We start from the raw sequence: 14308 nt of genomic DNA on the forward strand, positions 1-14308 counted from the left end.
CGGCCGCCAGGCACTAAGGGGAAACGGCCGTTACGCCGGTTCCTCGACGGTATGTCGGTCGAAGAGCGCCCAGCACAGCGCAAGGCAGCCGGACGTGAGCACGAACCACAGGAAAATCCAGCCGTAAATGAACGGCACCCCGAGCACGTAGCGATCGACGGACGCCGCCCACGGCAGCATTCCCACGACACCGAGATACGGCAATCCAAGACCAATGAACCATCTGAGCATCATCTCTCTCCGCTGCGCGAGGCGTTGATCGGCTTGTGTGCACCGGCCACTGCGGCGCACACGTGGCCCGCATCGCCGAATGACGATCAGAGGCCGGTTTTCTGGCCCAGTATCCACAGCCAAAATTCGCGCCGTTTAGAGCCACATGAGACAAAAATGTGGTGCCAGAGAGGCGCTCACCGACCCGCGAAAACGCTGCAACGGTGCCGCTTTTCACTGGCACCATCACAAAGCGGCGGTGGTACTAATCGCGGCAAAATGTTCTTGGCAGTATGGTCACATTTCCGTCAGGAGCCTACCGTGGGTACGATTGAAACCTTCGCGCTGGATCGTCGCTCCGAAGCTGCGCCATACGATCCCCTCTACGATCCGCTAGTCTCGGCCAGCCCTGGCCTCGGCATGGACTACGCGCCCACTTACTGGGTCGCCACCGCGGGCGATGCGCCCGAAGATGACGGCCCGCTGCCCGGCGATGCCGATGTCGACGTGGTCATCGTCGGTGCCGGTTTCACCGGTCTGGCGACCGCGCTGTTCCTCGCTCGCGAGCACGGCATTCGCGCCATGGTGCTCGAAGCGAACCGCACATGCTGGGGCTGTACCAGCCGCAACGGCGGCCAGGGACAAAACGCCAGCGGACGACTCTATCGCTCGCAATGGATCGCGCGTTGGGGCAAGGAAACGGCCCTGCGTCTCGATGCCGAAATTCGCGAGGGCTTCAATACGTTCAAGTCGCTCATCGCCGAAGTGCCCGAGTGCGAGCCTCAACCGGGCGGCCATCTCTACATCGCGCACCGCGATCGCAAGATGGAATTCCTGCGCAACGAAGCCAAGGTCATGCACGACGTTTTCGGTTACGACACGCGCATCCTCTCGCGCGACGACGTTCGCGAGCAGTATGTCGACGACCAGGAAAACTGCGGCGCGATGCACGAGCCCGACGGCATCGGCGTGCACCCGCTCAAGCTCGCGTTCGGCTATCTGCGCATGGCCCGCGCCCTCGGCGCTCGCGTGCATCCGTCCACACCCGTGCTGGATGTGCAGACGATCAACGGTGTGCATCACGTGCGCACGCCGCGCGGGGTGGTGCGCGCCAAAGCCGTCGCCTTCGCGACTGGCGGCTACACGCGCAACGACGTGACGAAGGCCCTGCGCGCCAAGATCATGCCGATTCTGTCGAACTCGCTGGTGACGCGCGTGCTCACGCCCGACGAACTCGCCGCGACGAACTTCCGCACCCACGAAGTCATTACCGATACGCGCACGCTGCGCTACTACTACCGTCTGCTGCCCGACAACCGCGTGCAGATCGGCAGCCGCAGCTCGATCACCGGTGCCGACGCACAGAATCCGAAGCACATGGCGGTGCTCGTCGAAGGCCTGCACCGCAAGTTTCCGGCGCTGCGCGGCATTCGCATCGACTATTCGTGGTGGGGCTGGGTCGACGTGAGCCACGACATGATGCCGCGCGTGACACAGCCCGATCCGCGACAAAGCCTCTTCTATGCAGTGGGTTACGGCGGCAACGGTGTGTCGTTCTCCGCGCATGCCGGTCGCCGCCTCGCACAACGCATTGCCGGAGAGCGCGATCCGTCGTGGAACCTGCCGATCTACGACTCGGCCCTCCAATACCCGAACGTGTTCGGCGCCGTGCAGTGGCAGGGCTTCGCGCCGTTCCGCCGCATCGGCCAGCGCTTCCTCTATCAGAAGTATCACGCGCAAGACGAAGCGCGTTGAACCCTTTGCCTCTTTGCCTTTTCTGGAATTTGCCATGACGACTCAACACGACTCCACCGACATCCAGTTGCTCACGACCTTCAATGACGCCTGGAACCGGCACGACATCGACGCCCTCATGGCCTGCATGACCGATACCTGCGTGTTCCACGCCGTCGCCGGCCCTGACATGATGGGCCGCACCTTCGAAGGCCGTGACGCCGTGCGCACCGCGTTCCAGTCCGCGTGGGAGACCTTCCCCGACGCATCGTGGACCGAGGGCGTGCATTTCGTCACCGGCAATCGCGGCGTGTCCGAATCGACGTTTCGTGGCACGAAAGCCGATGGCACCCGCGTCGAGGCCCGCATGGTCGACGTCTTCACCCTGCGCGACGGCAAGATCGAAGTGAAAAACGCCTTCCGCAAAGACCGCCCTGCGCTCTAAGACGCCCCCGACATCTCGTGGATCCATGGCCCTGTCGTCGTTAATCTCATTTTTCAATACAAAACGTACCAAATAATAAAAATACTGATTGACCACGGTAGATACTTCGCCTAAATTTCCACTTACACAACTAAATCGGAATTATTTGTTCCGTTTATTTTTCACTGGAGACATCCATGAGCGCCAAAGATTCGGCTACGGCCACCCAACAACTGACCGCCTCCGACGGTGGCCCGCAGGCCATGACGCCGTCTGAAGCCTTCGTCGAAACAATGGTCGCCAACGGTGTGAGCGAGATGTTCGGCATCATGGGCTCGGCCTTCATGGATGCGATGGACATCTTCGCGCCGGCCGGCATTCGTCTGATTCCGGTGGTGCATGAGCAAGGCGCCGGCCACATGGCCGACGGCTACGCTCGCGTCTCGGGCCGTCACGGTGTCGTGATCGGACAGAACGGCCCGGGCATCAGCAACTGCGTGACGGCGATTGCCGCCGCTTACTGGGCACACAGCCCGGTCGTGATCGTCACGCCTGAAGCCGGCACGATGGGCATTGGCCTCGGCGGCTTCCAGGAAGCCAAGCAGCTCCCGATGTTCCAGGAATTCACGAAGTACCAGGGCCACGTGACCCACCCGGCCCGCATGGCCGAATTCACCGGCCGCTGCTTCGACCGCGCGATGGCCGAAATGGGCCCGACGCAACTCAATATTCCGCGTGACTATTTCTACGGCCAGATCAAGGCCGAGATTCCGCGTCCGCAACGTCTCGATCGTGGCGCAGGCGGCGACGAGCGCCTGAACGAAGCGGCCGAACTGCTCGCGCAAGCCAAGTTCCCGGTCATCATCTCGGGCGGCGGCGTGGTCATGGGCGACGCCATCGAAGAGTGCAAGGCGCTCGCCGAACGTCTGGGCGCGCCGGTCGTGAACAGCTATCTGCATAACGATTCGTTCCCGGCCAACCATCCGCTGTGGTGCGGCCCGCTCGGCTATCAGGGCTCGAAGGCCGCCATGAAGCTGCTGGCGCAGGCCGACGTGGTCGTGGCGCTCGGCTCGCGCCTCGGACCGTTCGGCACGCTGCCGCAGCACGGCATGGACTACTGGCCGAAGAACGCGAAGATCATCCAGATCGATGCCGATCACAAGATGCTCGGCCTCGTGAAGAAGATCTCGGTCGGTATCTGCGGCGATGCGAAGGCTGCCGCCATTGCGCTGTCGCAGCGTCTGGCCGAGCGCACCCTCGCGTGCGATGCCACGCGTGCCGCCCGCGCCGACCAGATCGCCACGGAGAAGGCCGCGTGGGAGAAGGAACTCGACGAGTGGACTCACGAACGCGATCCGTACAGCCTCGACATGATCGAAGAGCAGAAGCAAGAGCGCACGTTCAACGGCGGCGAGTATCTGCATCCGCGTCAGGTGTTGCGCGAGCTGGAAAAGGCCATGCCGGAAGACGTCATGGTGTCGACCGACATCGGCAACATCAACTCGGTGGCGAACAGCTACCTGCGCTTCAACAAGCCGCGCAGCTTCTTCGCGGCCATGAGTTGGGGCAATTGCGGCTACGCGTTCCCGACGATCATCGGCGCGAAGGTTGCCGCGCCGCACCGTCCGGCCATTTCGTATGCCGGCGACGGCGCCTGGGGCATGAGCCTGATGGAAACGCTCACCTGCGTGCGTCACAACATTCCGGTCACGGCCGTGGTCTTCCACAACCGTCAGTGGGGTGCGGAGAAGAAGAACCAGGTCGACTTCTACAACCGCCGCTTCGTGGCGGGCGAACTCGATAGCCCGAGCTTTGCCAACATCGCCCGCGCGATGGGCGCGGAGGGCATCGTGGTCGATCGTCTGGAAGACGTGGGTCCGGCGCTCAAGAAGGCCATCGACCTGCAGATGAACCACGGCAAGACGACGATCATCGAAATCATGTGTACCCGCGAGCTGGGCGACCCGTTCCGTCGCGACGCGCTGGCCAAGCCGGTGCGCATGCTCGACAAGTACAAGGACTACGTCTAACGTCGTCGAGGTCGTTCGTGTGACAGCGCTCCCGGCTCTGTGGGTGCCGGGGGCGCTTTCTTTTTTTTGACATCGACATCATGAAAGCCATCCATCGCATTATCGACACGGCGCGCCACGCACCGATGCGCATCGTGCTGTGCGAATCGGAAGACGAGCGGGTGCTCGCCGCCGCCGCACGGGCCACGCGCGAGGGCATCGCCCGCATCTTGCTCGTTGGTGACATCGGCAAGACACAACGAGCGGCCGAGGCGGCGCACATCGACCTGGCCGGCATGGAACTGATCGATCCGGCCACGTCGCCGCTGACCGATGCCTTCGCCGAGACCTGGTACGGCATGCGCGCCAAAAAGGGCATGACGCGCGAGCAAGCCGTCGAGGAAATGCGCGCGCCGCTGGGCTTCGCCAACATGATGGTGCGGCTCGGCCACGCCGACGGCTCCGTCGCCGGCGCGGTCAACACCACGGCCGACGTGGTGCGCATGGCGATACAGATCATCGGGGTGCAGCCGTCGTTCCAACTCGTGTCGAGCTTCTTCCTGATGATGCTCTGCGAGCCGTTCCATACGATGAAGGGCGGCCTGATCTTTTCCGACTGCGCCCTGGTCGTCGATCCCGACGCCGCCCAGCTCGCGCAGATTGCACTGGCCGCCGCCGACAGTGCCAGCGCCCTGCTCATGGAGCCACCGCGCGTGGCGATGCTGTCGTTCTCGACCAGCGGCAGCGCGAAGCATGCGGCCGTCGACAAGGTGGTCCAGGCGACCCATCTCGTACAAGCGGCGCGGCCGGACCTGGCCATCGATGGCGACGTCCAGCTCGATGCGGCCATCGTCGCCGAGATTGCCCAGCGCAAGGTCGTGCACTCGCAAGTCGAGGGCCATGCCAATACGCTCATCTTCCCGAATCTCGACGCGGGCAATATCGGCTACAAGCTCGCGGAACGCATCGGCGGAGCGAAAGCCATCGGCCCGCTCCTGCAAGGGCTGAACCGGCCGGCCAACGACCTGTCGCGCGGCTGCAGCGCCGACGATATCTATTACGTGATCGGCGTGACCTGCGTGCAGGCGCAGGCCGCCCAGGCCAAGCTCACCGGAACCTCGCCGCTCGCCACCCGGCCATGACGCTTCACGCCATTGCGGCCTACCTGCCGTTGATGCTGTTGCTGGGCTTCGCCACGTATTTCCAGACGGTCACGGGCTTCGGGCTGGGCATGATCGTTCTGGGCGGCGCCAGCGGGTTCGGGCTGGCGCCGGTGGCGAGCGTGGCCATTCTGGTGAGTCTGGTCACGCTGATAAACAGCGCCCTTGCGCTGCCGGGCACGCTGCATCACATCGACTGGCGGGCGGTAGGCGCGGCGACCCTGGGCATCCTGCCATCGGTCGTTGTCGGCGTGTTGCTCTTCGATTACCTGAACGGCACCGCGTCGAACGCGCTGCATCTGCTGCTCGGCGCGGTCGTGCTGTACGGAGGTATTGGCTCGGCGCTGCGCCCCGCGCCGAAGACCGAGCGCTCCGGCGACACGGGGTTCTTCCTCAGCGGCATCTTCGGCGGATTGCTCAGTGGGATGTTCGGCATTTCCGGGCCGCCGCTGATCTTCTATTTCTATCGCCAGCCGCTCACCCTGGTGCAGATTCGTTGTGCGTTGATTCTGTTGTTCGCCGTCACGGCGTCGATCCGCACGCTCTACAGTGCCTTCGCGGGACAGTTGCCCGCGTCGATGATCTGGCAGGCGGCCGTCGCGCTACCGGTCGTGACGTTCGCCACCCTGTTCGCACGCCGTTATCCGCCTCCGCTCTCGAGCGTGACAACACGGCGTCTCGCCTTTCTCACGTTGATCCTGTTGGGCACCCATTTGATGGTGAGCGCGTTGATGGAAATGGCTTAGGGACGACAACGCGGGCGGCGGTTAAGTGTGTGCGCGACGACCACCGGTGCCGATCCAGTCGACGAGTCGCGAGAGCATCGTCATGTCGGGCGGCGACGTCAGGTCCAGCGCCAGCGAGTTCCGGTAATACGGGCTGAGATCGAGACCCACGCCGAGCCCGAGCACTTCCACATCGCCGAGCGCCTGCTGTTGCGCCACGACTTCGCGCAGGTGATGGTCGAGATAGTGGTCGTCGTTGGCCTGGTTGGTGGCGGCGTCCATCGGACTGCCGTCGGAAATCACGATCAACAGGCGTCGGTTGACGCTGCGCGAGCGCAACCGCTCGCACGCCCACTCGACGGCCTCGCCATCGACGCCCTCGCGGAACAGATCGGCCTTGAACAGCGACGCGATGTCGGACCGGGCTCGGCGCCAACTCGTCACGGCGTCCTTGAAGATCAGATGCGAGACTTCGTTCAAACGCCCCGGGAACTTGGGCTTGCCGCGCGCGAGCCAATCGGTGCGCGCGCGTCCGCCGTTCCATGCGCCGGTGGTGAAACCGAGGATTTCGTTGGTGATGCCCGCCGCATCGAGCGCCCGCGACAGGACGTCGACAATCATCGCAACCGCTTCGATCTGGGCCTTCATCGACCCGGAACAGTCGATTAGCAAGCTCACCATCGACTCGGCAATCAACGTGTGCTTTTCGAGCCGGAACAGCCGCCGCTCGGCAGGCGAGCTGACCAGTTGCGCGAGCCGCCGTCCGTCGATACGCCCGTGCTCTTCGCCGAACGACCAGCCGTCGCGCTGCGGCACCGCCAGCGCCGCCTTGAGCGCGCGCGCAAGCCTCGGCACGTTGATCGCCTGCGCGACGATGCGCTCGTCGAGCCGTTCGCGAAATTCCGTCAGCAGCGCCCGGCGCACGAGCGTGCCGGCATACAGCTCACGGTCGTAACGCTGGGTGAATACGCAGTAGCCCTGCGCCGACGCCTTGAGCACGCGGCTATCGCCCGAATGCGCGAGCGTGATGCCATCGTCCTCCTGATCGTCGATATCGAGAAACAGCGAGAACGCGTTGCGCACACCTTTTTCGTCCTCGTCGTCCTTGGCATCGCCCTCGGCCTGGTCAGCGCCGGCGGCACGAATCAGGCCCGCGATATCGGCGGCTAGCGCGCGCGCGTACACGGCGAAGGCGGCCTGATCGGCACACGTTCGGCGCATGCCCGCGAGGGCGCCGCCGATTTGTGGCGCGATGGCCATTCGCGTGGCTTCGATGAGACCTTCCGTGTCCTCGATGACCGGATAGCCGGTGAGCCGCGACCAGCCCATCTGGGCGACGGTATAGAGCAGCAGCCCGACATGACTGTCGGCCACGCCAGCGATGTGCATCGCGCGCGACCAAGCCTCGAAGCGATCGCGCACATTCTTCGCCACGCCGGGCATGCCCGCCGGGATGAACGTCTCGCAGCGCAACTGCTCCATCAGCTCGAAGAGCAGCCGCTCGAGTGGTGCGTCCGGTTGCAGGCGGCGATGCAACGCCGCATCGCTGTGCCGCAACCGCAGCGCCGCGCCGTCGGCTGCACCGCGCAGCGTCGTCAGCGGATCCGCGGGTGCCGGCAGCGTTTGCAGATGCGGGGCATGCAACGGCACCGGCCGCATGTTCCGGCACAGGCGCGCGCTGCTGTAATGCAGCGCGGCGTCGCCGGTCAGTGCGCGCACCGTCGCCGCGCACAGCGCCTCGCCACGCGCGGCGCGACGTGCCGCCTCGCGCTCGGACATCGTCATAACGCATCGGCCAGCAGCGACCGGCTGCCGTCGTTCGTGGGCAACTCGCAACCGAAGGCGCGCTGATAATACTCGGCCACCACGGCGCGCTCGGCCTCGTCGCACTTGTTCAGGAACGTGAGCTGAAAGGCCAGCCCGGCATCGCGGAAGATTCCAACGTTCTCCGCCCAGTTGATCACCGTGCGCGGCGACATGAGCGTGGACAGATCGCCCGTCGCGAAGCCCTTGCGCGTGAGTTCCGCCACGCTCACCATCGAGTCGATGAGCGTGCGCCCGTCGCCGTTGTCCAGTTCCGGCACGCGCGCCAACACGATGCCCGCTTCGTCCTCGCGCGACAGATAGTTGAGCGTCGCCACGACATTCCAACGGTCGATCTGGGCGTGATTGAGCACCTGTGTGCCGTGGTAAAGGCCGTTGAGGTTGCCGAGACCGACGGTGTTCGTCGTGGCAAACATGCGAAAGCCTGGATGCGGATGGATCACGCGATTCTGGTCGAGCAACGTGAACTTGCCGTCGCGCTCCAGAATGCGCTGAATCACGAACATCACGTCGGGACGCCCGGCGTCGTATTCGTCGAAGATCAACGCGACCGGGCGTTGCAGCGCCCACGGCACGATGCCTTCCTGAAACTCCGTGACCTGATGGCCGTCGCGCACAACGATGGCGTCCTTGCCCACCAGGTCGAGACGGCTGATGTGCCCGTCGAGATTCACTCGCACGCACGGCCAGTTCAGCCGCGCCGCCACCTGCTCGATGTGCGTGGATTTACCGGTGCCATGCATGCCCTGCACCATCACGCGCCGGTTGCGCATGAAGCCGGCCAGAATCGCCAGCGTGACGTCGGGGTTGAAGCGGTAAGCCGTGTCGATCTCGGGAACATGGTCATCGCGCTCGCCGAACGCCGGCACCTGCAGATCCGTATCGATGCCGAATACGCTGCGGGCATCGATCAGACGATCCGGTTGTTGGGTTGCGGTCTCCATTACGTCCCTCTCCTGTTCCAAAGCCAATTCGGTGCATCATAACGCTAACCATTTTTAGAAACAATTCGTTCCGAAAAATAAAAATACTGATTGACGACGCCTGATGGCTCATCTACATTTGAACCAACCGAAACGCATCGGAACCCAGCCCATGCCGTTCAATCCGTTCGATGGCCCGTTTGGGTACAATACCGCTGATCCATTTTCCGGAACGGCGCATATGAACGACGCAGCACTTCAGCTCGACTCTCCTGCAGACAACAAGGCGGATACCCCGACCCTGCGGGCGTTTGCGTTGCTCGAATATCTCGTCGCGGCCGACGCACCGGTCTCGCTCGCTGACATGGCGCACGACATCCAGATGCCGAAAGCTTCGCTGCACCGCATGCTCGGCTCACTCGAAGCGGGTGGCCTGGTGATTCGCGAGCCGGGGCAGAAGAACGCCTACGTGATTGGCCCGCGCCTCGCGCAACTGAGCTTGGGCGTGATGATGCAGGCGGGTGCTCGACGCATGCGCCATGCGATTCTTGGCCGTCTCGTGGCCGATCTGGGCGAGACGTGCAACCTCACGATGCTGCACGAGACCGAGGTGCTCTATCTCGACCGCATGGAAGCGCCGTGGCCGCTGCGTCTCGATCTCAAACCGGGGTCGCACGTACCCGCGCACAGCAGTGCGAGCGGCAAGCTGATGCTGGCCATGCTGCCGCGCGAGCAACGCGCCGCCCTCCTGCGCGCCATGAAGCTCCAACGCTTCACGCCGAACACGCTCACCGACCCCGAACTGCTGGAAAGCGAACTCGACCGCATTGCGCACAAGGGCATTGCCGTCGACAACGAAGAGTTCGTGCTGGGCATCGCCTGTGTGGCCGCGCCCGTGCTCAAGGACGACGGCACGTGCATTGCCGCCGTGGCCGTGCATGCCCCGGTCTCGCGCACGTCGCTGTCCAAGGCCATGGAGTTCGTGCCGCGCCTGCAGGAGGCCGCGAAGGAACTCGCCAAGACGTTCTGACACGTCAGACCGCTCTGCGCTGCTCCCGGGCGTCGGCCAGCTTCGCCAACGCTTCCGCCTTGCCGGCCCGCTGCCAGTCGAGCAGCGGTGCGAGCGCCGTCGCGGTCTCGCGCAGCGTGGGCGCCAGCGCCAGCAGTTGTTCCAGCGTCACTCTCGCCGTCGGCCCATGCACGGCGAGCACCGCGCGTACGTGGCCGTCATCGAGCGCGCGCACCGGCACGCCCACCGCCACCATGCCGCGCACGAATTCCTCGTTATCGATGCCGATGCCGCGCGCGGCCAGCCGGTCCAGCTCGGCCTCCAACAGGCTCACGTCGGTGATGGTGCGCGGCGTCATGCGTTTGAGCGACAGGCGCGAGAGTACGGCGCGCCGTTCGGCCACCGGCATCTGAGACAGGAATAGCTTGCCGCTCGCCGTGCAATGCAGTGGCACACGCATGCCGGGATGCATCTGCATGCGCAACGGCTCGTTCGTCTCCACCCGTTCGATGTAAAGAATCTCGTCGCCGTCGAGCGCTGTCAGGTTGACGGTCTCGCCGACACGATCGACCAACGCGCGCAGCAACGAGCGTGCCGCACGTGTGAAGTTGTTGTTCGCCAGCGTGACCAGCGCCAGTCGCGCCGCGCGCGGCCCCAACGACAGACCTCGCTCCGATCCGCGCGAATCGGGCACATGCGAGACATAGCCGCAGACCTCCAGCGCCTCGATCAGGCGCATGAGGGTGGCCTTCGGAATCGACAGACGCGTGGCGAGCTGCGACAACGTGTAGGGCTGTCCGGCCATCGCCAATCGTTCAATGACGGCCAGCGCACGCAGATTCCGCGCCTCGTCGCTCGCGCGCAACTCCCCCTCCTCCAGCGTGACCGTCTCGCGCATTGCGCCTCCTTGCTCGCCATCAACACAATAAAAGAAACAAAATATACCAATTATTTGACGATCATCCGCTTCGGGATAACCCCGGGGCTGTCTGAAAAACCTCGCGGCACCCCAGTCGATCGACGCATCGAGTCCGCGCGCCAACCCCTAGTAAAACCCCGCAGATGCGCTGCAGCAATCGTCTCGTTCTGAGACGCCAAGCGCGAAATCCGTTTCAGTTTTCCGCCGCACGCGGTTTTTTGCTTGGCATTTACGTACGGCTCGCCGACATTGGATCGAAACAATCCGAAACAAATCGTTTCACCCAATTCGAAGCAGATGCGAGGCAGGAGACAAGTGGTATGGAACATGAGGTCGACTATCTGATCGTCGGTGCGGGCTCCGCCGGATGCGTGCTCGCCAATCGCCTGAGCGCGGACCCGGCAAACCGGGTGCTGCTGCTCGAGGCCGGCGGCCCCGATAGCAATCCGTGGATTCACATCCCGGTTGGATATTTCAAGACGATGCACGACCCCGAACTCGACTGGTGCTATCGCACCGAGGCCGACGCCAACGTGGCCAATCGTCAGATCGACTGGCCGCGCGGCAAGGTGCTGGGGGGCTCCAGTTCGCTCAACGGGCTGCTCTATGTGCGCGGACAGCGCGAAGACTACGATCACTGGGCGGCACTGGGCAATCGCGGCTGGCGCTATGCCGACGTGCTGCCGTACTTCCGCAAATCCGAAGATCAGGAGCACGGTGCCAACGAGTATCACGGCGTGGGCGGCCCGCTGAAGGTGTCTGATCTGCGCCTGCGCCGCCCGATCGCGGAACACTTCATCGCCGCCGCGAACGACACCGGCATCCCATTCAACGCGGACTACAACGGCGCGACGCAGGAAGGTGTCGGTTACTTCCAGCAGACGGCGTTCCGGGGCTTTCGCTGGAGTACGGCGAAGGGCTTTCTGAAGCCGGCGCGCGAGCGTCGCAACCTGGTGGTGGAGACGCGTGCGCAGACCTGCCGCGTGCTGTTCGAAGGCAAGCGTGCGGTAGGTGTCGAGTATCTGCAGAACGGCGAGCGCAAGAAGGCACGTGCGCGCGTCGAGGTCATTCTCGCGGCCGGGGCGATCGGGTCGCCGCAGTTGCTGCAAAACTCGGGGGTCGGTCCGACAACGGTGCTGGCGAAGGCCGGTGTCGCGCTACGGCATGCGTTGCCGGGCGTCGGTCGGAACCTGCAAGACCACCTGCAAGTGCGCCTGGTTTTCAAGACCCGCGAGCGCACCCTCAACGACGAGGTCAACAACCCGCTGCGCAAGGCGCTCATCGGCCTGCAATACGCGTTGTTCCGCACGGGGCCGCTCACGCTCGCCGCCAGTCAGGTGACGATCTTCACGCGCTCGCGCCCGGAGCTCACGCGTCCCGACATCCAGTTCCACATGCAGCCGCTCTCGGCCGACAAGCCGGGCAAGGGTGCGCACCGGTTCTCGGCGTTCACTTCGTCGGTGTGCCAATTGCGCCCGTTCAGCCGGGGCAGTGTCGAGATCCGGTCAAACGATCCGCTGCAATACCCGGCGATCCACGCCAACTATTTGTCGGATGAGCGCGACCATCGCGTCGTGATCGACGGCATCAAGGTGGCGCGCCGCATTGCCGCCGCCCCGTCGCTCGCACCGCACATCATCAGCGAGTTCATTCCGGGCGCGCAGTATCAGAGCGACGACGAGTTGCTTCAGGCCGCGCGCCAGTTCAGCCAATCGATCTATCACCCGGCGGGCACTTGCCGGATGGGTCACGACCCGATGTCGGTCGTCGACGACCGTCTGCGCGTTCACGGCCTTGCGGCGCTGCGCGTCGTGGACGCGTCGATCATGCCCGAGCTGGTGTCGGGCAACACGAATGCACCGACCATCATGATCGCCGAGAAAGCGGCCGACATGATTCTCGAAGACAGGAAGCAGGCGTCGGGCATGCAGGAGATTCGCGGCAGCGAGGCGCCGCCAGCAGAAGCGGCACGCGTTGCCGTCGTCATTTAGCCAGTCACGTCAGCCCCAACCATTACAAAATTCGGAGACAACCATGAATGCATCGAAGCAGACCGACGCCCGGCAGATGCGCCGTGTCGTCGTCGCCAGCCTTATCGGCGCCACCATCGAGTGGTACGACTTTTTCCTGTACGGCGTTGTCGCCGGCATCGTGTTCAACAAGTTGTACTTTCCCGGCAGTGACCCCCTCGTCTCGACGATGCTCGCCTATGGCACGTTCGCCGTGGGCTTTCTCAGCCGGCCGCTGGGTGGCGTGATCTTCGGGCACTTCGGCGACAAGCTCGGCCGCAAGAGCATGCTCGTGATGACACTCACCATCATGGGCATTGCCACGATGCTCATCGGACTGGTGCCGACGTACGCGCAAATCGGCCTGTGGGCGCCGGTGTTGCTGCTCGTGCTGCGGGTGCTGCAAGGCATCGGGCTCGGTGGCGAGTGGGGCGGCGCGGTGCTCATGGCATTCGAATATGCGCCCAAGGAGAAGCGCGGCTTCTACGCCAGCCTTCCGCAGGTGGGCCTCGCGCTCGGCCTGTGCCTGGCCTCTGGCGTGGTTGCCCTGCTGTCGTACACCCTCACCACGGCCCAGTTCCTGGCATGGGGCTGGCGCGTAGCGTTCTTCCTCTCGGTGGGGTTGGTGGCCATCGGCATGTACATTCGCCTGAACGTGATGGAGACGCCCGAGTTCACGAAGATCAAGAAGGCAGGCACCGAGATCAAGATGCCGATTGCCGAAGTCCTCATGCGCAGCCCGGGCAATGTACTGGCCGGCATGGGCGCGCGCTTCATCGACGGCGTGTTCTTCAACGTCTTCGGTGTGTTCTCGATCTCTTACCTGACGCAGACGCTCAAGCTGTCGCAGACCGAAGCGCTCACCGGCGTGATGGCCGCCGCGTTCGTGATGATCTTCACCATTCCGTTCTTCGGCAAGCTGTCGGATCGTATCGGTCGCACGCGTATCTACTTCTGGGGCTCGCTCGCAACCGGCCTGTCGTCGTTCGCAGGGTTCTGGCTGATGAAGGCGAGCGGCGGCAATGTGATGCTCGTCTGGCTGTCCATCGTGATTCCGCTGGGCGTGATCTACGCCTCGATTTACGGACCCGAAGCCGCCCTCTTCTCGGAACTGTTCGACGCCAAGGTCCGCTACACCGGTATCTCTTTCGTCTACCAGTTCTCGGGCATCTTCGCGAGCGGCCTGAGCCCGATCATCGCGACCTACCTGTTGCAGAAGAATGGCGGGGAGCCGTGGATGATCTGCATCTACGTACTCAGCGCCGGCCTCATCAGCGCGCTGTCCGCGGCGTGGATCGGCAGCCGCCAGCGCCGCCAGAATGTATGGCACGGGGCCGGCGTGACCGAGCATTGAAGGGCCAA

At 64.0% G+C, this 14308-nt stretch carries 12 protein-coding genes; 8 read left to right on the forward strand and 4 right to left on the reverse strand.

Annotated elements, in window-relative coordinates; all coding sequences use genetic code 11:
• Window positions 1-30: 30 nt before the first annotated feature.
• Window positions 31-231 carry a DUF3311 domain-containing protein gene (locus tag PanNE5_RS03485; RefSeq protein ID WP_026132274.1) on the reverse strand — a complete coding sequence of 67 codons (201 nt, stop codon included), beginning with the start codon at window positions 229-231 and terminating at the stop codon, window positions 31-33.
• A 300-nt stretch (window positions 232-531) separates the two neighbouring features.
• Here PanNE5_RS03485 and PanNE5_RS03490 point away from each other — a divergent pair, with 300 nt between their 5' ends.
• The 5 genes from PanNE5_RS03490 to PanNE5_RS03510 all read left to right on the forward strand — a co-directional run bounded on the left by PanNE5_RS03490 (window position 532) and on the right by PanNE5_RS03510 (window position 6283).
• On the forward strand, window positions 532-1965 hold the full coding sequence (locus PanNE5_RS03490; protein WP_017235484.1) for an NAD(P)/FAD-dependent oxidoreductase: 1434 nt from the start codon (window positions 532-534) through the stop codon (window positions 1963-1965).
• A 34-nt stretch (window positions 1966-1999) separates the two neighbouring features.
• Window positions 2000-2389, forward strand: coding sequence for a nuclear transport factor 2 family protein (locus tag PanNE5_RS03495; protein WP_017235483.1), 390 nt, complete (start codon window positions 2000-2002; stop codon window positions 2387-2389).
• A 176-nt stretch (window positions 2390-2565) separates the two neighbouring features.
• The gene (xsc, locus tag PanNE5_RS03500; RefSeq protein ID WP_017235482.1) at window positions 2566-4398 is read left to right on the forward strand and encodes a sulfoacetaldehyde acetyltransferase; all 1833 of its coding nucleotides are present in this window, start codon (window positions 2566-2568) and stop codon (window positions 4396-4398) included.
• Between the two features lie 80 nt (window positions 4399-4478).
• Window positions 4479-5519 (forward strand): phosphate acetyltransferase, encoded by a 1041-nt coding sequence (pta, locus tag PanNE5_RS03505; RefSeq protein WP_017235481.1) that lies wholly within the window; start codon window positions 4479-4481, stop codon window positions 5517-5519.
• Complete coding sequence (locus PanNE5_RS03510) at window positions 5516-6283, forward strand: sulfite exporter TauE/SafE family protein (protein WP_017235480.1); 768 nt, start codon at window positions 5516-5518, stop codon at window positions 6281-6283. Before pta ends, PanNE5_RS03510 begins: the two co-directional genes overlap by 4 nt.
• 21 nt (window positions 6284-6304) lie before the next feature.
• On the opposite strand, the gene PanNE5_RS03515 is transcribed toward PanNE5_RS03510, so the two are convergent.
• A complete protein-coding gene (locus PanNE5_RS03515; protein ID WP_261939243.1) occupies window positions 6305-8047 on the reverse strand; it encodes a cobaltochelatase CobT-related protein in 1743 nt (580 codons plus the stop codon).
• The gene (locus PanNE5_RS03520) at window positions 8044-9030 is read right to left on the reverse strand and encodes an AAA family ATPase (protein ID WP_261939244.1); all 987 of its coding nucleotides are present in this window, start codon (window positions 9028-9030) and stop codon (window positions 8044-8046) included. Before PanNE5_RS03520 ends, PanNE5_RS03515 begins: the two co-directional genes overlap by 4 nt.
• Before the next feature lie 220 nt (window positions 9031-9250).
• Between PanNE5_RS03520 and PanNE5_RS03525 the strand changes: the two genes are divergently transcribed.
• Window positions 9251-10039, forward strand: coding sequence for an IclR family transcriptional regulator (locus tag PanNE5_RS03525; protein WP_130024881.1), 789 nt, complete (start codon window positions 9251-9253; stop codon window positions 10037-10039).
• A 4-nt stretch (window positions 10040-10043) separates the two neighbouring features.
• Here PanNE5_RS03525 and PanNE5_RS03530 read toward each other — a convergent pair whose 3' ends face one another.
• Window positions 10044-10916: an IclR family transcriptional regulator gene (locus tag PanNE5_RS03530; protein WP_261939245.1), complete on the reverse strand. Its 873-nt coding sequence runs from the start codon at window positions 10914-10916 to the stop codon at window positions 10044-10046.
• 341 nt (window positions 10917-11257) lie between these two features.
• Between PanNE5_RS03530 and PanNE5_RS03535 the strand changes: the two genes are divergently transcribed.
• Together PanNE5_RS03535 and PanNE5_RS03540 are read left to right on the forward strand one after the other, a co-directional pair.
• On the forward strand, window positions 11258-12928 hold the full coding sequence (locus tag PanNE5_RS03535) for a GMC family oxidoreductase (RefSeq protein ID WP_261939246.1): 1671 nt from the start codon (window positions 11258-11260) through the stop codon (window positions 12926-12928).
• Between the two features lie 43 nt (window positions 12929-12971).
• Window positions 12972-14300, forward strand: a complete 1329-nt coding sequence (locus PanNE5_RS03540; protein ID WP_017231496.1) for an MFS transporter — start codon at window positions 12972-12974, stop codon at window positions 14298-14300.
• Window positions 14301-14308 lie beyond the last annotated feature (8 nt).

Source organism: Pandoraea sp. NE5 (assembly GCF_024363545.1).
Lineage (GTDB): Bacteria > Pseudomonadota > Gammaproteobacteria > Burkholderiales > Burkholderiaceae > Pandoraea > Pandoraea cepalis.